The following is a 20027-nucleotide window of genomic DNA, read 5'->3' as shown; positions in this document are numbered from 1 at the left end:
TTCTTCAATTTATTTACCTAGTATTTGCTCCATGTAGGCTTTATTATCCCAAAAAAGATATTCTTCCTGCATCGTTCCGTTTTCCCAAATTCCTATAGTTGCCATTGGCAGTCTGAATTTTTTACCTGTAGGCTGTATAAAGTTTCCGTCACCCGTAGGCATTGGTTTTGTAAAAGTTCCTTCCATGTAGCCCATTACAGCGGTAATATTGCCCGAACCAATTTTAATGGGATGTTCTTTAATTCTGGTATCTGGAGCATATACAAACATAGCGTCCAGCGTTTTTATATGCTGCTCTAAACCAACTTCGGTATGACCATCAGGAAAATGTACTTTGATGTTTTTTGCATGGCTTTCATGAAGACGTGACCAATCGCGGTTACTGAAAACCGTAAAATCTAAAGTGTCAAAAGTTTCCAGATTTTTGGCTATTTGTGCATTTGCTGCTGCGAGTTCTTTAATTTGTTTTACCAAATCAGCCTTATCATCTTTTTTCTGAGCGGTTACTGTAGTGCTTACAGTAAAAACAAGAGCCAAAGCGGCAGCTTGTATTAAAATTGAATTTTTCATAATATCATTTATTTGTTGATACAAAGCTGCATCTAAATGATAAGGGAACGGTAACGCTTTTCGGAAGAATGGTTGTGTTTTTAGGAAAGCATTTTCAGCATTTCTTCCCGAAACTCAGTAGGAGTAAGGCCTGCTTTGCGTTTAAAGGCATGAGTGAAATAGGTTTTTTCATTAAATCCGAGTTCATAACCTATTTCAGCAATATTTTTATCCGTAGTCATCAATAAGTTTTTGGCTTCGGTAAGTTTGCGGGTTTCTATAATTTCCGAAACACTTTGCTGCAATACATTCTGGCAGATTAAATTGAGATTCCGCGTGGTCATGAAAAGTTTTTCGGCATAAAAATTCACATCTTTAGACTCTTTGTAATACTCTTCTAAAAGTCTTAGGAAATTTTTAAAAGTGGTGCTTTGTATTTTCTTAGACTCATCGTCGTTTAGGTTTAATTTGCGACGTTCAGATTCTATGATAGTAAAAATCGTGCTTAACAATTGTCTAATAACAGCCAGATCAGACGCTTCCTGATTGTATTCATCATGAATCATTTTACAGAGTATATCTAGTCTTTCAAAACAGGCATTACTCTGCATACTGATGTTAGCCTTGTCATGAAAAGAAGCATAAAGACTAAAAATAGTTTCTGCAATAAATTCACTTTTAAATCTTAAAACCCACATATCACACAAACCGTCTTTAATAATAGGTTTTACACGATGGATTTTTCCTTGGGTAACAAAGCTGATAAAAGGCGCATCGATTAAACGGGATTTAAAATCTATAAAATGTTCCAGCTGACCTTGTCCGCCTATAATAAGTTCTTCAAAATCATGTGCATGAGGCTCGTTTACAGAGAGCTGAATCTTAAAAGATTCAGCAGCTGTAATACGAAATATTTTAAAGATTTCTGTCATAGCGGTTTTTTGAAAGATAAGTTAAAAGTAAGTATTTAATTCTTTGGGTGTAATTATTTTTAACACATAGAAACATAGTCCCTAAGCGTCGGGATGAACTCAAGAAAGGCGTTTCACTTGCATAAACACACATAGCACTATGTGTGAGAAACAAGTTTCTTTTTGATTTACTTTTTTCAAAACACATAAAATCTATGTTTCTATGTGTTTAATTATTATTTTTTATGCATTACACCTAACGGGTTAAATATTTATAATAAAGTTCTTTTTAAGTATTTGGATAACTGTCTAAAGATTTAAGATTGTGCTTTAACCAAAAATAAAGAACCGGAGGAAGCAGTAAATCGGCACAAAGAATTCCTATGATGATTGGAGAAGGCGCACCATTGATTATCCATGCCGCGACACGGGCAATTCCTGCTGCAAATAATACCGCAAAAGCCGCATTCATTATAGGATAATATCGGCGTAAATCGTTACAGGAAATTAATAATACAACTCCAAGTAAAGAAAATGTAATACCATAAAAACGATTTTGACTATCAAATGACGGATCAGATGCCATTTGGGCTGTGACTGGTGCGCCAAGAGTAGCATCAGCATACATTCCCATAAATAAATGCAGTAATGATACTCCAATGAACGCGATGGACAAGATTCTTACTGTTAGAATAAAAGATTTCATAAGCCAGCTTTTTTAAATTAGTTAAAGTGAAATATTATGCAAAAGGATTTGTGTTTAGTAAAACACTTATTCTGTTCCATCCGTTTATATTGGCTACAGCCATAATCAGTTTAGAGGTTTTTTCTTTTCCAAAAGTATCCAGTGCCGAATTGTAGATTTCGCTGCTTAATCCACCAGATACCGTGGTTACTTCTTCTAATAAAGCCAAAATAAGCTGTTCCTCTCTGCTAAACCATTTTTTGGCTTCCCGCCACGAACTCAGCATAGAAATTCTTTTAGGATCTTCACTATGTTGCAAGGCATCATAAGTATGAAGCTGTTCACAGAAATCACAGCTGTTAATCTGTGAGGTTCTGATTTTTATAAGTCCTTGCTGCAGTTTGTTTAATCCTGAGTTGGAAATTAATACGTCGAGCTGACTTAAAATTTGATAGAAATCCAGAATAAAACTTTTGAAATCTAGTGTACTTTCCATAATATCTTATTTTGCTTTTGGTCATGCAAAATTATTATAGATAAAAATTGGAATCATAGACCAGAAAATGTTTCATTAGTAGTCCAGTTTTGTTATATTTGAATGGTTGTAATCAAGTAATAAACAGATTTCAAAACTTTCCTATGCTTCCTTATAAAAACCTTATAATTATTGATAAAAAAGACAGTCTGCCAGTTTACAGACAGATTTCATTACAGCTTATTTCATTAATTCAGGAAGGAAAACTTCCTCCAGGCGCTGTACTTCCAAGTACCAGAACACTTGCTTTTGATTTGCAGCTTCACAGAAAAACGATTGTGGCGGCTTACGAAACCCTTGTGTCTGAAAACTGGATTGATAATTTACCCCGTAAAAGCTACACAGTATCACCAGATCTGCCAATGGTTAGGCCGAGATCTTATAACAGTAAAAGAGTCAGCCCATTTGCAGAAGCGGGAACTTTTGATTTTGATCATTTTGAACTTGTAATGCCTTTATCTCGCTCTCTAAATAACAACCGTTTAGAGATTAATGACGGTTTTCCGGATATTTCGCTGCTTCCTGTTCAGGCGATATCAAGGCAGTTTAAGAAAGCTTTGGAAGTTTCTGCATCGAGCAGACGCTCTGGAGTAAATTTAGACGGCGGTTCTTCAAATTTCAAGACTTCGCTGCGTTCATTTCTTAATCAGACACGCGGAATTGATATGGGAGAAGAGAACTTATTTACAACACGCGGGGCTCAAATGGCTATTTATATCGCAGCATCGCTTATTATAAAGCCCGGTGACAAGGTTGTAGTGAGCGAACCGACTTATTTTATAGCGGAGGCGCTTTTTGAGAAACTGGGCGCCGAACTTATCCGTGTACCAATGGACGGCGACGGAATGTGTACAGAAAAGCTAGAAGATATTCTGAAAAAAAATGTCATAAAAATGCTTTACATCATTCCGCATCACCATCACCCAACAACAGTTACAATGAGTGTGGAAAGAAGAAATCATCTCATGAAACTTATTACAGCGTATAATTTTGCGGTTATCGAAGATGATTATGATTATGACTTTCAGTTTAAATATGATCCTTATCTGCCTTTGGCCAGCGGTGATCATGGCGGCAGAATAATTTATATAGGTTCGCTTACCAAAGTTTTGGGTTCGCCTTTTCGTCTGGGTTATATGATTGCAACTTCTGATTTCTTGCAGGCGGCTGCAAGACTAAGAACTCTTATTGATTTGAGAGGGGATTTTATAATGGAAGAAACCATTTCTGGAATGATTGCTAATGGCGATCTGGCCCGTCATATTCAAAAAACAAATAAATTATATTCTCAAAGATGTGATTTTCTATCTGATTTGGTAAGTTCAGAAATGGGCGATATGATTGATTTTACAAAACCTACTGGCGGAATGGCTTTATGGCTGAGAGTAAAACCCCAATATGATTTATCAAAAATTATTAAAAAGGCCGATCTTAAAGGTCTTACCATAAAAGGCAGTACCTATTGTATTGGAAAAGATGCGCATTTTAATGCTTTCAGGTTTGGTTTTGCTTCCTTAAATGAACAGGAACTCACAGAAGCAGTCCATATTATCAAAACGGTTGCTCAAAACCTGTAATTCTAAATTTATACTTCTGTTTTATTTTCGTCTTGGACTAGCTTATTATTATAATCTGGTCTCTGCACAGCGTTTCTATGGCGTCTAATTTTGTGTCATTAATAAATAAAATGAAATTATGGATATACTAAATGTTCAGACAACAGCAGAAATAGAATTAGCTAAAGAGGCAATTTTAGAATTCAGAACCAATTTAGAACCGGAAAATGTGGTTGAACAAGTTCTTGAAATGATTACCAGCGGAGGTTTTGAATTGGCCTGCATTCCATCAGACGACGGAACTAAAGCCGCAGCCTTTGTAGGCTTTAGAGTTATAAATATGCTACGAACCGGAAAGATGATTTATATTGATGATCTTTTTACGTTTTCTGAATATCGCGGACGCGGCTATGCGGGAAAACTTTTAGATTATGTAGATCAGCTTGCTGTGCAGAGAGGTATAAAATCTGTACACTTAGACAGCGGTTTCGCGCTGCATCCTGCTCACAGACTTTATTTAAGCAAAGGATACTTTTTGGCATGCCACCACTTTGCCAAAATGATGAAAGAATAATTGAATTAAAATCGAAGGAATTTCGATTGCTTCTTCAACTAGATTAACTTTTAAAATAAGCCAGGAGGCTAGATTTGCATTAAAATTATCATATGAAAAAAATACTAGTAATTAACGCAAGCCCGCGTGAGGAAAGATCACACAGCAGAAGGCTTACGGATATTTTTGTTGAATATTACAAAGAACATAAGCCGGAATCGATCATACAATTCAGGGATTTAGGCAAAAGTAATATTCCGCATGTAAACGAAAAATGGATCGCCGGTGCATTCAAACACGAATCTGCCAGAACTCCTGAAGAAATTGAAACATTAAAATTCAGTGCTGAACTTATAAAGGAATTGAAAGATGCTGATGTCATTGTTTTGGGTTCGCCAATGTACAACTGGTCTGTTCCAAGTTCATTAAAAGCCTATATAGATCAGGTTTTGAGAGTAAATGAAACCTGGGAAGTCAATCATGAAGATCAGCGTAATCCGTACATCGGATTATTAAAAAATAAATCTTTGTTTCTGCTGCTTTCAAGAGGCGCGCAGGGATATGAAAAAGGAGGTTATAACGAACACATGAACTTCCAGTCTGATTATTTGAGAACGGTTTTCAATATTATTGGAATAACCGATATTCAGGAAGTAAGTGTTGATGGGGAAGCATTTGGTACAGAAGCATTTGAATTGGCAAAAAATAATTCAAATGCAAGAATAAAAACGCTTATCAAAAGATATTTGTCATAATTCCTTTTTTGCACGCAGCATACTCATAAACTGCGGTGTAAAACCTAAAAATGATGCAAGCATATATTGCGGAACAATCTGTACAAAATCAGGAAAGGAATTTATAAACTGTAAATATCTTTCTTCTGCAGATTCACAAAGAATTAGTTCCATTTTCTTTAGCGACGCAGTATATGCTTTCTGCATCATCAATCTGAAATAAGTATTTAATGCAGGAACTTCGGTAAATAGTTCCTGATAATCTGATCGATGCAGAATCAGCATTTCTGTATTTTGAACGGCTTGTATAAAATATTCTGATGGTTTTTGGGTTTCAAAACTCTGGAAATCGCTTAGCCACCATCCCGGAATTGCAAATTGCAATACCTGCTCAAATCCATTTTCTGTATTTCTATAAAACCGAAGACATCCTTTGGTTACAAAATAGTAATTGGAACATACTTCATATTCTTTAAGCAAAAAATCTTTACGGCTCACTTTACGGTATTTTAATTTCGAAAGCAGCAACTGTTCCTGATCTTCATTTAAGATTGTAAATCTTTTAATATGGCTGAATAATAGTTCGTGTGGATTCATAATGCTAGATGTTATTGAATGATTTGGTTTAAAGTATTTCTTCGGTCAAAGGTATTTTTTGTCCAATTCTTATTTCTTAAAGTACTTTAATTTTTTAGAACTGTACTATACCCAATTTTGCATCATTAATAATTTAAATATATAAAGCAATGAGTAAAAGAGTAGTTATTAGTGAAGTCCAGCCTCAGGCTTATGAAGTAATGTTTGGGTTTGAAAAATATCTTGAAAAATCCAATCTGGATGCGTCACTAAAAGAGCTGATTAAAATTAGGGTATCGCAAATTAACGGTTGTGCTTTTTGTATCAATATGCATACAAAAGACGCCAGAAAAGGAGGAGAGACAGAACAGAGAATTTATGCTTTAAATGCATGGAGAGAAACTTCTTTTTTTAGTGAAACCGAGAAAGCAGTTTTAGCACTTGCCGAAGAAATGACTTTTATCAACAAAGGTGTTTCTGAACAGACTTATAATAATATTGCCAGACTTATGGATGAGGTTACGCTTTCTCAAACCATTATGGCGATAATTACCATAAATGCCTGGAACAGAATCGCTATCACAACGCATCAGCAGCCTGATCTGGATGAATAGTTTTTTTATTAGTTCTCAGTCTCAGTCGCAGTTTTCAGTATTTACTGTGACTGAAAACTGCGACTGAAAACTAAAAACTGAAAACCGCGACTTAAACTTTATACTTAACAGGATGAAGATGCTGGCTTACACCAATTCTTGTCCAGCTGTTTATGTTTATGGCAGCAAGAATTAAACGGGCCAGTTTTTCTTCTCCAAAAAGTTCAACTGCGCGGTCATAAACTTTATCGCTTATTCCGTGTTGTCCAATCAGGGTAACTTCTTCGGTTAGCTGTAGAATAATTTGTTCTTCTTCTGTAAACCAGTTCAAAGCTTCTCTCCATGCCGAAAGGACATTAAGACGCTGAGGATCTTCTCCAAGTTTTATGGCATCAGTAGTATGCATATTCAGGCAATACGCACATCCATTAAGCTGCGAGGTGCGGATTTTTATTATTTCGATATATAAGGGTTCAATGCCTTCTTTTGCAACAGCATCAATTTCCTTCATTAGTTTATATGCCTCAGGCAGGTAATCGTGAAATAGCAATCTTTTTTTCATATTAATTAATTTGGTTTATTTATATAAGTATCAAGACTCCATTTAAAATTATCTATTGTTGAAAGCAATAATGCGCCTCCTGTAAAAACAAATACCGGATATTGAAAAGGAGCACCAATTCCTGATGCGAAAATCATAAATACTGCAAAAGTTGCTGTTATAAGGGCTGCGCCAAGAGCGGCTAGTTTTATCTTAAGTCCTGCGATCAGGCAGATTCCTATAATAACCTCTGCAATGGTAGCCGTAAGTCCAAATATATTGGCAGCAGATCTGCTGGCAAATGGAATAAGAGTGTTAGTATAATCTATAAAATGTTCCCAGTCGCCCCAGGCTACTTTTCCTGAGCCGGGTAGTCCCATTAATCCAATTCTGTCCATGACCGGTAAAATAAAACCCAGTCCTAATGCGATACGAAGAAACAATTGTGGTATTCCGTTTGAATTTTTCATTTATTGATTTTTAAAATAGTTAGGAAATTTTATGCTTTTTTTATTTGGCAGACCAAAATTAAGAAGGCACAAAGGGAGCATTTTAGACCAGTTTTGGTTTGTTAAGTAGTCCAGTGCTAAACTTTTTTGTGCTGTTTTTTGAGAAGAACTTCAAATAGCTGTCAATTTGCAGGCTTTTGTATATAGGACAGAAGATATTTTTTAATGATTTGCATCAAAATCTAAAATAAAAGAAGAATTGTTTTGTATACTAAAACGTTTTAGTATATTTGTCCCAATTGTTAACTTATTTATTTAGAAACTAGTTATAATGTTATTTGTTTAATGATAACTAGTTTTTATAGTTAAAATATTACTGCTTTAGTGTAATGGGAGTGGAGTATGTTGTTTTTTCTGTCCGGTGACAAAATGCGTATAATCACTTTTTAATGTTTTAACCCAAAGTATATAATATCGGAATAGCTGTGAGATAAAATTCCGATGTACGAGGTAAATAGTATTGCTTTTTGATAATAAAGTATTGGATTTTGTAATTCTTTCCTTTTAGGTTTGAACCTTACACCATTACAAAAAAACTTTAGTTAACAAAGTCTAATTAGTATTAAAAATAACTACTAAAAATAATGAATAGATGTCGATAATAATAGGAGTAGATATTGGAGGAAGTCATATAAGCAGTGCAGCAATACAAAGCAATGTTTTTACAATAATTGACGGAACGTATTTCAGCGGAGCAGTAAACAGCAAAGCTTCCAAAGAAGTTATTTTAGAAAAATGGGCAGAAATAATTAACCATACCATCGATGTAGTTCACAATATCCCGGAATTTGATGCTGATGAAAAAATAGGAATAGCTTTTTCTATGCCTGGCCCTTTTCAGTATCAAAGCGGAATTGCGATGTTTGAAGGAAATGATAAATACGAATCATTATATAATGTTTCTGTGCCGGATGAACTTTTAAAATATTTAAAAACGCAAAATGTAAGTTTTAGATTTCTCAATGATGCCAGCTGTTTTGGAGTTGGAGGAGTTTTGAAACAAGAACAGGAACCTGAAAATAAAAAGGTTATTGCCATAACTTTAGGAACAGGTTTCGGAGCCGCTTTTTTAGATAATAAACTGCCTATAACACAAGGCGATAATGTGCCGGATAATGGCTGTCTTTGGGATAAAAAATACAATGGGGATCTTGCAGATAATTGTTTCTCAACCAGATGGTTTTTAAATCAATATGAACAAAGTACTGGTGAAAAGCTAACGGACGGCGTGAAGGAAATAGCAGATATTGAAAATGAGCACGCAGTAAAAATCTTCAAAAATTTTGCTTTTAACCTGGCCGAATTTTTAGCGCCTTATGTTATTGACTTTAATGCCGGATTACTGGTTATTGGAGGAAATATAGCAAAATCACATCGCTTGTTTTTAGCTCCTTTTGAAGAAAGCCTAAAAAATAGAAACATAAAATTAGCGGTCAGCATTGTTGATAATACGGAGCAGACCAGTATTCTGGGTTCGAGTTATCTTTTTAATGAGTCGTTTTGGGAAAAGATAAAAGAAGAACTGCCGCTTTTTTAATCTGGCAGTAAGCAATTGAGAAGTTAGAAAATGTATTTTGAAGGTTCTGTTTTTGAAAGCGTTTGCATCACACTAATTTAAGTTCCTGCTATTTAGGAAACAATAAACTTTACTATATTTGACGAAAAATTATAGGTTTTAAAGTAAAAATAATTCACACATGAAAAAAAAACCTGTTTCTATTAGGAATATCGCAGAAGAGCTGAAAATATCTGTTACCACTGTATCATTTGTCCTAAATGGAAAAGCAAAAGAAAAGCACATCTCTAAGGAGCTTACAAAAAAGGTTTTAGATTATGCAAAACTTATAAATTACAGACCTAACCAAATTGCACAAAGCCTTAGAACAGGAAAGTCGAAACTGCTTGTTTTTATGGTTGAAGATATTTCGAATAACTTCTTCTCAAAACTGGCCCGAATTTTTGAAGACATCGCTTACGAAAAAGGATATAAAGTTATTTTTTGCAGTAACGAGAACGATGATGAAAAATCAAATGAACTAATTACATTATTTAATTTTCGTCAGGTTGACGGATTCATTATTGTACCGTCTCCGGGAATAAAAGACACAATCGAAAATTTAATAAAGGATAATATTCCGGTTATTTTACTGGATAGATTTTTTGAAGGATTAGATTGTAATAGTGTTGTTATTGATAATGAGCAGGCTTCTTTTGATGCAACTCAGCATTTGATTCAGAATAAATTTAAAAATATCGGATTTGTTACTACAGCTTCAGATCAAAGCCAGATGCACGGACGCTTAGTTGGATATGAAAGAGCGGCAGAAGAAAATGGTTTAAAACCCAATACACTTCAAATTCCGTTTAATGAGATTATCAAAGGAAAAGGGAAGCAGTATATTAAGGAGTTCATAGACCAGCATGCTGATTTAGACGCTATGTTTTTTGCCACCAATTACCTTGCACAAAGCGGACTTGAGGTTTTAAAAGAAAACAATCCAAGATTAATTAAGGATTTAGGGATTATTGCTTTTGATGATAATGATATGTTTAAGATTTACGATCCTGCCATTACATCAGTTTCCCAGCCTTTACTGGAAATAAGTACAAAATTAATGGAAGTGATGCTGCCTCTTTTAAAGAAAAAAGATGTAACCGAAACAAGCCATAAAGTGATTTTAAAAACAGAATTAATAATTCGGGAATCATCATTGCAGAAGTAGTTTAATAACTAAACATCTTCCTGAAAATTTTACCTAATAAATCTGATTATCAATACTTCTGTTGATAGTCAGATTTTTTTTATGTCATTTCTTACTTAAATTTTAATTTTCTGCAAATATCCATTTTTTGAAAATTTTAAGATTCTTCTTTTTACTATTCATTTATAACGTTTTCGTAGATTTTTATTGAATAATACTCAATGAATAACCTGAAATAAACACATATCTTATAAAATTAACATTAAAATTATATTTAACAAAAAATATTTTTTTATACTAAAACGTTTTAGTATGTTTGTTAAAGAATTAATATGTTAATCTAACTAGATAAAATTTAACGATTAAAAATTACCGGACTTTTAATCGATGCGCAAAGAATTTTCTACGTTGATTTTTTTAAATAATCAGGCTGGTGAGAGAAGCCTTTTTAAACTTCGGGATTAATTCGATAAAAACTAACTAACCAAATTTTTTACATGATGAAACAATCAAATTGCAGAAAGAAAAAGATGCTCTGTATGCATTTTTTTCTCACAATTATTCTCATTTGTGGGGGCCTTAATAATCTTGCTGCCCAGACCCAAAAAACTCAAGTTACGGGAGTTGTTACTTCTCTTTCAGATCACTTGTCTCTTCCGGGAGTTTCAATTAGTGATGTAAGTGATCCAAGAAATGCTGTTAATGCAGATTTTGACGGACACTATAGTATATCATTAAAAAACGGAACTGGTTCTTTGCGCTTTACAATGATTGGTTACAAACCAGTAGAAGTAAAAGTAAATAACAGAAGTGTTATAAATGTAGAGATGGACTTAGATGTATCAGCTTTAGATGAAGTTGTAGTAGTAGGTTACGGAACGCAGAAAAAGAGAAAAGTGGTCAGCGCCATCGATCAGGTAAATAAAGATGCATTTAATGGGCGACCAAATGTAAATGCAACACTGGCCTTACAGGGTAAAGCGCCTAGTTTAACTATTCAGCAGACTAATTCTGAACCGGGTGCGGGTATAAACCTAAACATTCGTGGTATTAGTACATTAGGAAACAATAGTCCGCTGATTGTTATTGACGGTATAGTAGGAGGCGATATTAATTCGCTGAATCCTGCCGATATCGAAAGTGTATCAGTGTTAAAAGATGCGGGTAGCGCGGCTATCTACGGATCAAGAGCAAGTAATGGTGTTGTTTTAATTACGACCAAAAAAGGAAGTAAAAGCAAACCAATGTCAATTCAGTACAACAGTTTAACCGGATTTAATACACCAAAATTCTTTACTAAACCGGTTCACGGATATGAAAATGCAATGCTTAGAAACGAAGCCGCATTTAACTCTGGTGAAACAACTGCCGTATTTACTGCTGCCCAAATTGCAGATTTAAAAGCAAAAGGCGACACAGAATGGTTTGCAGAAGAAATTGTAAAACCGGCAGCGCAGTTAAACCAAAGTCTTTCGATCTCAGGCGGAAGTGAAAACTCAACTTATTTAGTTTCCTTAGGATATTTAAATCAGGGAAGCAACTTTGTTGGGCCTACGAAAGGTATGGAACGTTATAATTTTAGAATGAACCTTACTAATGAGTATGGCAAATTTAAGTTAACATCTACTTTAGCGTATTCGAAACAATTAATTAATGACCATTCATCAAACACAAGTACCTTAATGGTTGATGCCTTCAGGGTTCCTTTATATTATACTCAAAAAGATGCGAATGGAAATTACTTAACAAACGACGTTTTACAACAGTTTAATTCATTAGGTATTTTAGAGCAGGGAGGTTTTAGAAAATACGATAATGATGATCTTTTCGGAGCTTTAAATGCTGAACTTAAGTTAACAAAATCGTTCAAAATTAAAGGAGTTTTCGGAGGACGTTTATGGAACGGAAGTATGTTCAGCCGAGTGAAAAAAGTGCAGTTTTCTCCGCAGGGAGTTTATGGTGCAGATCGCGATACCAGAGATGAAACTACAAAAGCGCTTGACCTGAATACGCAGTTTATGGTAGAGTACAACAAAGCATTTGGAAATCATAATGTAGGTGCTTTAGTTGGGGTTTCTAACGAAAATCATTCAGAAAGACGAATTGGTATTTACAAGAAATTTACAGATCCTGATTTAGGAACGCCAACGAGTGAAACTGTTATTGGACAGGATTCTTATAACTCAAACGGTAGTGACCCAAACAAGAATCCGGCTTCTCCTAAAAACAGCCTTAATTCTCTTTTCGGACGTGCTTCTTATGATTACAACGATAAATATTTTGCTGAATTCAGTTTTAGATATGATGGTTCATCAAAATTTAGAAAAGAAATTCGCTGGGGATTCTTTCCATCTGCCACAATTGGTTATGCTTTAACTAAAGAAGGTTTCATGGAAAACTACAGCAATAAAGTTGGTAATATTAAATTGAGATCTTCTTATGGACTTGTAGGAAATCAAAACGTAAACAATTACCAATATCAAACAACGTATTTTTCTTTCCAAAACGGTTATGGATTTGATAACAAACCTGTAAGCGGTGCAGGATTTAACTTTGCAAACGCTGATCTTCAATGGGAAAAAGCGGCAACTTTCAATGCCGGACTTGATGCAGATTTCTTTAAAGGAGCTTTATCTGTTTCATTCGATTTCTTTGATAAAGTAACATCAGATATTCTTGTTCCGCCGCAGGTACCAGGAGTTTACGGAACATCGCTTCCAGACTTTAATGCTGCCAAAGTAGGAAACAGAGGATGGGAATTCAGCGCTACTTACAGACATAAAGGAAAACAAGTAAATCAAAGTTTGACTGTAAATATTGGAGACTCGAAAAATAAAGTACTGGATTATAATAACGGACAAGAAAAACTAACAGGGGTTGAGGAACTTCAGGTTATTCTTCGTGAAGGACTTCCTTTCAATTCATACGTTGGTTTAAAAAGAGACGGCTATTTCCAAAATGTTGAAGAAATTCAGGGAGCAGCAGTTCCGGCCGGAATTACGGTACAGCCAGGAGACAACCGTTATGTAGATTTAAATAAAGATGGAAAAATCGATGACAATGATAAATTTATCTTTGGTAATCCTTTTCCAAGATACACATATGGAGCTACATATAATATAGATTACAAGAATTTTGATTTAAGCATTTTTATACAAGGTGTTGGAAAAAGAACTATGATGATTAGAGGTGAGCTTGTAGAGCCATTTCACTACAATTATGGTATGACAATGTACACACACCAATTAGATTACTGGACTCCGCAAAACCCGGATGCAAGATATCCAAGACTGGCAAACAACGGTACGCAGTCTAATACAAACAATTTCAGAAGAGGTTCTGATATGTATTTGTATGACGGTGCATATGCAAGGCTGAAAAATGTACAGATAGGATATTCATTATCAAATGATGTTGCAAGCAGTTTAGGAATGAGTGCATTCCGTGTGTACGTTTCAGGACAAAACCTGCTTACCTTATCTAAAGTAAAATTTGTTGATCCTGAACTTTCAGAATTCAACAACAGCATGTCGACTTCAGGAGCTAACAGCGGAAGAGCTTATCCAACGCAGGTGTATTACGGAATGGGTATTGATATCAGTTTTTAAAAAAAATCAAAATGAAAAATATATTTAAACACATAAAATTCATACCATTAGTATTCTTACTACTGGTAAGCTGCGAAGATCTTGATCTTGCACCAGAAGATCGATTTACAGATTCTAATTACTGGACAAGCGTAGAAAAAGCACAATTGATGTTGAATACAGCTTATTCGCAAATGCAAAAAAGCCAGTATTTCTTTTATAACGAAGCACTTTCTGATAATGCCTACAACGGAAGAGGCGATAATGCAGGTGCAGCATCTATTGGAGCAGGACTTTACGATCCTTCTTTAGGAAGAATAAAAGAAGAATGGAACGACAGATACGGCGGAATTAAATCCTGCAATCTTTTATTAGAAAATATTGACAGAGTTCCAAATGCAGATCCGGGAGTAATTACAAGAATGAAAGCAGAAGCTCGTTTCATAAGAGCGTTTCAGCATTTTCAATTAACAACTTGGTTTGGGGATATTCCTCTTTTACAAAAAGATCCATCTCTTTCTGAAGCAACTACAATTTCGAGAACGTCGCATGCAGAAGTGATTCAGTTTGTATTAGATGAATTGAATGCTGTCATTCCGGCATTGCCAAAAAACACACAGCTAGCCACTGCAGACAGAGGAAAAATCACAATGGGAGCTGCTGTAGCCTTAAAAGCAAGAGTACTTTTATACGAAGGAAAATGGCAGGAAGTAGTTCAGACATTAGAACCATTTTTAACAAATACTTACGGAACGTACAGTTTGTTCCCTTCTTATGAAGGTCTTTTTCAACAGCAAAATGAGTACAACAGCGAAGATATTTTGAGCTTACAATATGTACCAATAGACAGAACGTGGGGTGAGTTTTTTGATATGGCGCCAATTTCTGCAGGTTCAAGATTAAATGCCCTTGCTCCAACACAGGAATTAGTAGACAGTTATTTAATGCTTAACGGAAAAAAAATCAACGAAACAGGTTCAGGATACAATGAAAGTGATCCTTATGTAAACAGAGATCCAAGACTTACTTATACAGTAGTTTATGATCAATACAACTGGAAAGAAGCTGATGGAAGTTCGCATGTTATTTACATTAAACCGGGATCTTCTCCAACTAATGAACATCCGGATGAATTTGCGCAAGGTTCATCTTCAACACCAACGGGTTATTTTACACGTAAATATTACGATGTACAACACGGAACTGATTTAAAATCAGGAATCAACTTAATGTTGTTTAGATATGCAGACGTATTATTGATGTATGCAGAAGCTAAAAATGAGTTAAGCCAAATGACGAGCACAGTTTGGGATCAGACTATTAAACCAATTCGATCTCGTGCAGGTTTTACAGATGCAGCAGCTTTAAATTATAATGGTGCATTAGGACAAGCCGGACTTAAAGAAGTAATAAGAAACGAGCGTCGTACCGAATTTGGAATGGAAGGCTTAAGAATCTTTGATATCAGAAGATGGAAAATTGCTGAAAATGTTTTAAACGGATATGCACACGGAGCCAAATTTGGAGTATCGTCTGTAGACAATGGTTACTTAAGAGTGAACTTAAGAACTTTTGATCCCGGAAAACATTATTTATGGCCAATACCAAGAGACGAACGTTTGATTAACACCAATTTATCTCAAAACCCAAACTGGTAAAAACTAACTAACAACCTAAAATAAAAAACATGAAAAATATATATTCAAAATTAGTATTAATACTGTGTACAGTATTTCTTGTAAGCTGCGATAGTGACGAAATGAGTCATACCAATGTAAGCGCAGTGAATACTCTTTATTCACCAGCAAATAATAAGTTCTTTGATCTTAACGCACAGAGTTCTGCGGTTTTTGAATGGGAAGCAGCTAAAGCAGAAGATAACGGAGTGGTACTTTATGATGTAGTTTTTGACAAAGAAAACGGGGATTTTTCTAAACCAGTTTACACAATGCCATCTGATGGTAACGGATTTCAAAAAACACTGACACTTTCTTTTTCAGATTTGAATAAAATTGCAGGATTAGCAGGTATTCCAACTGAAGCTGTCGGGAAATTAAAATGGACAGTTCATTCGTCTAAAGGAATTAATGTTCAAAAATCAGCAGCATCTGGTATTTTTGAAGTACTTACAGCAAGCGGATTCCCAACTCCAGATCAGTTGTTTATTACAGGAACAAGTTCTGAAAACGGAACAACAGTTGCTAATGCTCAGGCTTTCAAAAAAGTAGGAACAACCAAATTTGAAATTTACACGAAGTTAAGTGCAGGTACTTATAAATTCATTACAACAAAAAATGGTACTCCGGTAGTTTACTATGTTGATAACGGAAAATTAAAAGAAAATGGTGAAACCACTGTTACTGGAGATGCAAAAGTGTATAAAATTGTACTTGACTTTAGTACGGGAGTAACAACTATGACAGAAATTAAGAAAATCGAATTATGGTTCCCTCCACTTAGCCAATATCTTTTTGAATATACTTACGCAGGCGGCGGAATCTGGAAAGCAGCTAACAAACACATTTCTTTCAAACAAGAATCTTGGGGTAGAGACGAGCGTTACAAATTCAAATTTACAGTGGTAAACGGTGCTGCTACAACCGAAGAATGGTACGGAAGTATAAACGGGGACAACAACAGACCAGATGCAAATACAGCAGCATCATTCTGGTACATGGTTCCGGTAACAAGTGATTTCTGGAATAACTGTTTCAAATTTGCTACAGCAGTAGACAATGCTAATGTAAATGCAGAAATTAATTTCAGTGCAGCTTCACCAGCTTACACACACAGTTTCACAATTCTATAAATAACCCAAACGTCTCTTAAAGATGTTTTTTAAGAGACGTTTTTATTAAATGAAATATATCATGAAAAAATTATTTTCAACACGTTATACGGTCTTATTGCTTTGCGTAGTAGGATTTGGGTTATTGTCTGTCTCTTGTGATGATGAAGCAATTCCGCTGCGTGACCCAAACGGACAAACAGGCCCTGAATTTAAATATACATGGGCTCAGACAGCCGACTCTTTACAGCTTTCAACTTACAATAATTACCTGGGATCAAACGGAACATTTGTACAAAACAATGCCGGAAATAGTACATTTAATTATTGGCCAAATGCACACGTTTTGGATGTTTTGGTAGACGGTTATTTAAGAACCGGGAATGACAATTATAAAACCAAAATGAAAGCTTTGGTACAAGGAATCAAAATTAAAAACGGAAATAATACCTACAACAATGTTTTTAATGATGATATGCTTTGGCTTGCTAATGCTTGCGTTCGCGCTTACAATGCAACAAACGATCAGGAATACAAAGACGTAGCAGACTTTTTATGGGAAAGAATAAAACTAAGCTGGAGTGATGTTTTTGGAGGAGGAATTACCTGGAAACAAGATACACCAAAACAAAAGAATGCCGTATCAAATGGTCCGGCCGTAATTCTTGCCCTAAGATTATATGAAATAGATAATGATCCGGATGATTTAGTTTGGGCAAAGAAAATTTACGCATGGCAGAAAAGCAATTTAGTTGATCCGGTTTCGGGAGCCGTTTGGGATAATATTTCAGAAGTAAACGGAGCAGTTGTAACCAACAAAGACTGGGTTTTTACCTATAATATGGGAACATGGATTGGTGCTGGTTTAAGATTGTACAAAGCTACAAATGAACAGACTTATCTTGACGATGCCGTAAAATCAGGAAGAAATGTTTTAACCAATCCAAAATTACTTTCGGAAGGACTTTTGAGAGACGAAGGACAAGGCGACGGTGGATTGTTTAAAGGTATTTTAGTACGCTATTTTACAGAACTTATAGAACAGCCAACCATCAACTCTACAGATACAGAAAAATTTGCCTCATTTCTGAAATTTAATGCAGAGACATTCTATAAAAAAGGAATCTTAAGACCTACAATGCTTTCAGGAAACAACTGGAAAGTAGCTCCGGCAGCAGGAGGAAGCGTTGATTTAACGACTCAGTTGAGCGGTGTAATGTTAATAGAAGCAGCTGCCAAGCTGGATAAAGATGGCTTTTTTGATTAATTAGTAAGTTAGTATTTGTTAGTAATTTTTGTAACACCTGAAGGAAATAAACAGCCTTCAGGTTTTATACTATTTAACCATTCAACAGAAAAGCAGTTCTGCAATTTCAAAAAAATAAAATATTATAATGAAGAATAAAATCACAATTATATGTTTTCTTTTGGTAAGCCTCGCATCCTTTGCACAATGGAAACCACAAGGAGATAAAATCAAAACAAAATGGGCAGAGCAGGTAGACCCAAACAATCCGCTTCCTGAATATCCCCGTCCTATAATGGAAAGGAACCAATGGAAAAATCTTAATGGTTTATGGAACTACGCCATACAACCCGCAGGACAAACAGCGCCAAAAGGCTACGAAGGAAAAATACTCGTTCCTTTTGCTGTTGAATCAAGCCTTTCGGGCGTAATGAAAAAAGTAGGTTCAGAAAACGAATTATGGTATGAAAACAATTTTACAATAGACAGCAACTGGAAAAGTAAAGACATTTTACTGCATTTTGGAGCTGTAGACTGGAAAACAGAAGTTTGGATTAACGATGTAAAAATTGGAAGCCATACCGGCGGATATGTTCCTTTTAGTTTTAATATCACACCTTTCTTAAATGGAAAATCTCAAAAACTGGTTGTAAAAGTTTGGGACCCAACAAGCGACGGAACACAGCCAAGAGGAAAACAAGTTAAAAATCCCGAAAGTATCTGGTACACGCCTGTAACCGGAATTTGGCAGACCGTTTGGTTGGAACCAGTTAGCAAAAAACACATTATCAATTTAAGAACAACACCAGATATTGAACGCAATACCATCAATATTAATGCAGAAGTAGAAGGAACTTCAGCAGGGGATATTGTTGAAATTACCGTATTCGACGGAACAAAAACAATTGCAGTAGAAAAAGTAGTTGCAGGACAGCCTTTAGATATTGTAGTAAATAATCCAAAATTATGGTCACCGGATTCACCATTTTTATACGATATTAAAGTAAAACTAATCAGCGGAAGCAAAATAACCGACGAAGTGAAAAGCTATTTTGCAATGCGTAAAATTTCTTCAAAAAGAGATGATAAAGGTATCGTGAGAATTCAGTTAAATAACAAAGACTGTTTTCAATTTGGCCCTCTTGATCAGGGATGGTGGCCTGACGGATTATATACCGCACCAACAGACGAAGCTTTAAAATACGATCTTGTCAGAACTAAAGAATTAGGTTTTAATATGATTCGTAAACACGTAAAAGTAGAACCGGCAAGATGGTATACACATTGCGACAGAATGGGATTTTTAGTATGGCAGGATATGCCAAACGGGGATGACGGTCCAATTTGGCAAATGCACAAATACTTTGAAGGCACAGAATTAAAAAGAACTGCACAATCTGAAGAAACATACAAAAAAGAATGGAAAGAAATAATGGATCATCTTTATTCCTATCCAAGTATTGTAGTCTGGGTTCCGTTTAACGAAGCGTGGGGACAATTTAAAACCGTTGAAATTACAGAATGGACAAAAAATCATGATCCAAGCAGATTAGTAAATTCATCAAGCGGCGGAAACCATTTTCAAACCGGAGATATGTTAGACATTCACCATTATCCAGAACCAAACTTAAAATTGTATGACGCACGCAGAATCACAGTTTTAGGCGAATACGGCGGAATTGGACTTCCGGTTACCGGACATTTATGGCAGACAGATAAAAATTGGGGCTACACTCAGTTCAAGAATAATGACGAAACAACAGCCAAATACAGAGAATACGCAGAACAATTAAAAACATTAGCAAAAGTTGGTTTTTCGGCAGCAGTTTACACGCAGACAACAGATGTTGAAGGCGAAGTAAACGGTTTTATGACCTACGATCGTAAAGTCGATAAAATGAATTTTTCTGAAGTAAGCAAAATAAACAAAGAAGTCATTAACGCTATTAATAATTAAGTTTT

Annotated in this window: 18 protein-coding genes; 11 read left to right on the top strand and 7 right to left on the bottom strand. The window is 35.3% G+C overall.

Translation table 11 applies throughout. From position 1 onward, the window contains the following. Positions 1 to 9 precede the first annotated feature (9 nt). The 4 genes from J2Y38_RS11055 to J2Y38_RS11040 form a co-directional block, all read right to left on the bottom strand. A complete protein-coding gene (locus J2Y38_RS11055) occupies positions 10 to 570 on the bottom strand; it encodes an ester cyclase (protein WP_291143849.1) in 561 nt (186 codons plus the stop codon). Positions 571 to 650: 80 nt separating this feature from the next. Further along, positions 651 to 1481 carry a helix-turn-helix transcriptional regulator gene (locus J2Y38_RS11050; RefSeq protein WP_309842325.1) on the bottom strand — a complete coding sequence of 277 codons (831 nt, stop codon included), beginning with the start codon at positions 1479 to 1481 and terminating at the stop codon, positions 651 to 653. A gap of 268 nt (positions 1482 to 1749) precedes the next feature. Further along, positions 1750 to 2166 carry a DUF4345 domain-containing protein gene (locus tag J2Y38_RS11045; protein ID WP_309842323.1) on the bottom strand — a complete coding sequence of 139 codons (417 nt, stop codon included), beginning with the start codon at positions 2164 to 2166 and terminating at the stop codon, positions 1750 to 1752. Positions 2167 to 2200: 34 nt separating this feature from the next. After that, on the bottom strand, positions 2201 to 2641 hold the full coding sequence (locus tag J2Y38_RS11040) for a carboxymuconolactone decarboxylase family protein (protein WP_309842320.1): 441 nt from the start codon (positions 2639 to 2641) through the stop codon (positions 2201 to 2203). Between the two features lie 143 nt (positions 2642 to 2784). On the opposite strand from J2Y38_RS11040, the gene J2Y38_RS11035 reads away from it, so the two are divergent. From J2Y38_RS11035 to J2Y38_RS11025, 3 genes are all read left to right on the top strand, one after another. Beyond that, positions 2785 to 4257, top strand: a complete 1473-nt coding sequence (locus tag J2Y38_RS11035) for a PLP-dependent aminotransferase family protein (protein ID WP_309842316.1) — start codon at positions 2785 to 2787, stop codon at positions 4255 to 4257. Between the two features lie 118 nt (positions 4258 to 4375). After that, positions 4376 to 4810: a GNAT family N-acetyltransferase gene (locus tag J2Y38_RS11030; RefSeq protein ID WP_309842313.1), complete on the top strand. Its 435-nt coding sequence runs from the start codon at positions 4376 to 4378 to the stop codon at positions 4808 to 4810. A gap of 92 nt (positions 4811 to 4902) precedes the next feature. Next, complete coding sequence (locus tag J2Y38_RS11025; RefSeq protein WP_309842311.1) at positions 4903 to 5544, top strand: NAD(P)H-dependent oxidoreductase; 642 nt, start codon at positions 4903 to 4905, stop codon at positions 5542 to 5544. On the opposite strand, the gene J2Y38_RS11020 is transcribed toward J2Y38_RS11025, so the two are convergent. After that, positions 5539 to 6120: a Crp/Fnr family transcriptional regulator gene (locus J2Y38_RS11020; protein ID WP_309842308.1), complete on the bottom strand. Its 582-nt coding sequence runs from the start codon at positions 6118 to 6120 to the stop codon at positions 5539 to 5541. The genes J2Y38_RS11025 and J2Y38_RS11020 overlap by 6 nt on opposite strands. 149 nt (positions 6121 to 6269) lie before the next feature. Here J2Y38_RS11020 and J2Y38_RS11015 point away from each other — a divergent pair, with 149 nt between their 5' ends. Further along, a complete protein-coding gene (locus J2Y38_RS11015) occupies positions 6270 to 6713 on the top strand; it encodes a carboxymuconolactone decarboxylase family protein (RefSeq protein WP_309842306.1) in 444 nt (147 codons plus the stop codon). Positions 6714 to 6804: 91 nt separating this feature from the next. Here the strand turns inward: J2Y38_RS11015 and J2Y38_RS11010 are convergent, their stop codons facing one another. Together J2Y38_RS11010 and J2Y38_RS11005 are read right to left on the bottom strand one after the other, a co-directional pair. Beyond that, positions 6805 to 7254 carry a carboxymuconolactone decarboxylase family protein gene (locus tag J2Y38_RS11010; RefSeq protein WP_309842305.1) on the bottom strand — a complete coding sequence of 150 codons (450 nt, stop codon included), beginning with the start codon at positions 7252 to 7254 and terminating at the stop codon, positions 6805 to 6807. Between the two features lie 5 nt (positions 7255 to 7259). Then, the gene (locus J2Y38_RS11005) at positions 7260 to 7703 is read right to left on the bottom strand and encodes a DoxX family protein (protein WP_309842303.1); all 444 of its coding nucleotides are present in this window, start codon (positions 7701 to 7703) and stop codon (positions 7260 to 7262) included. A gap of 631 nt (positions 7704 to 8334) precedes the next feature. Between J2Y38_RS11005 and J2Y38_RS11000 the strand changes: the two genes are divergently transcribed. The 7 genes from J2Y38_RS11000 (at position 8335) to J2Y38_RS10970 (ending at position 20022) form a co-directional block, all read left to right on the top strand. Next, positions 8335 to 9279 carry an ROK family protein gene (locus tag J2Y38_RS11000; RefSeq protein ID WP_309842301.1) on the top strand — a complete coding sequence of 315 codons (945 nt, stop codon included), beginning with the start codon at positions 8335 to 8337 and terminating at the stop codon, positions 9277 to 9279. A gap of 160 nt (positions 9280 to 9439) precedes the next feature. After that, positions 9440 to 10465, top strand: a complete 1026-nt coding sequence (locus tag J2Y38_RS10995) for a LacI family DNA-binding transcriptional regulator (RefSeq protein ID WP_309842299.1) — start codon at positions 9440 to 9442, stop codon at positions 10463 to 10465. Positions 10466 to 10983: 518 nt separating this feature from the next. Continuing rightward, the gene (locus J2Y38_RS10990) at positions 10984 to 14052 is read left to right on the top strand and encodes a TonB-dependent receptor (RefSeq protein WP_309842297.1); all 3069 of its coding nucleotides are present in this window, start codon (positions 10984 to 10986) and stop codon (positions 14050 to 14052) included. An 11-nt stretch (positions 14053 to 14063) separates the two neighbouring features. Then, on the top strand, positions 14064 to 15689 hold the full coding sequence (locus J2Y38_RS10985) for a RagB/SusD family nutrient uptake outer membrane protein (protein WP_309842295.1): 1626 nt from the start codon (positions 14064 to 14066) through the stop codon (positions 15687 to 15689). A 29-nt stretch (positions 15690 to 15718) separates the two neighbouring features. Beyond that, entirely contained in the window at positions 15719 to 16840 is a 1122-nt protein-coding gene (locus tag J2Y38_RS10980) for a SusE domain-containing protein (RefSeq protein WP_309842293.1), read from the top strand. A gap of 61 nt (positions 16841 to 16901) precedes the next feature. Then, positions 16902 to 18086: a glycoside hydrolase family 76 protein gene (locus J2Y38_RS10975; RefSeq protein ID WP_309842291.1), complete on the top strand. Its 1185-nt coding sequence runs from the start codon at positions 16902 to 16904 to the stop codon at positions 18084 to 18086. A 127-nt stretch (positions 18087 to 18213) separates the two neighbouring features. After that, positions 18214 to 20022 carry a sugar-binding domain-containing protein gene (locus J2Y38_RS10970; RefSeq protein ID WP_309842289.1) on the top strand — a complete coding sequence of 603 codons (1809 nt, stop codon included), beginning with the start codon at positions 18214 to 18216 and terminating at the stop codon, positions 20020 to 20022. Positions 20023 to 20027: the final 5 nt, after the last annotated feature.

The organism is Flavobacterium sp. 2755, from assembly GCF_031455715.1.
Taxonomy (GTDB): domain Bacteria; phylum Bacteroidota; class Bacteroidia; order Flavobacteriales; family Flavobacteriaceae; genus Flavobacterium.
This window is presented reverse-complemented; position numbering and strand designations above follow the sequence as displayed.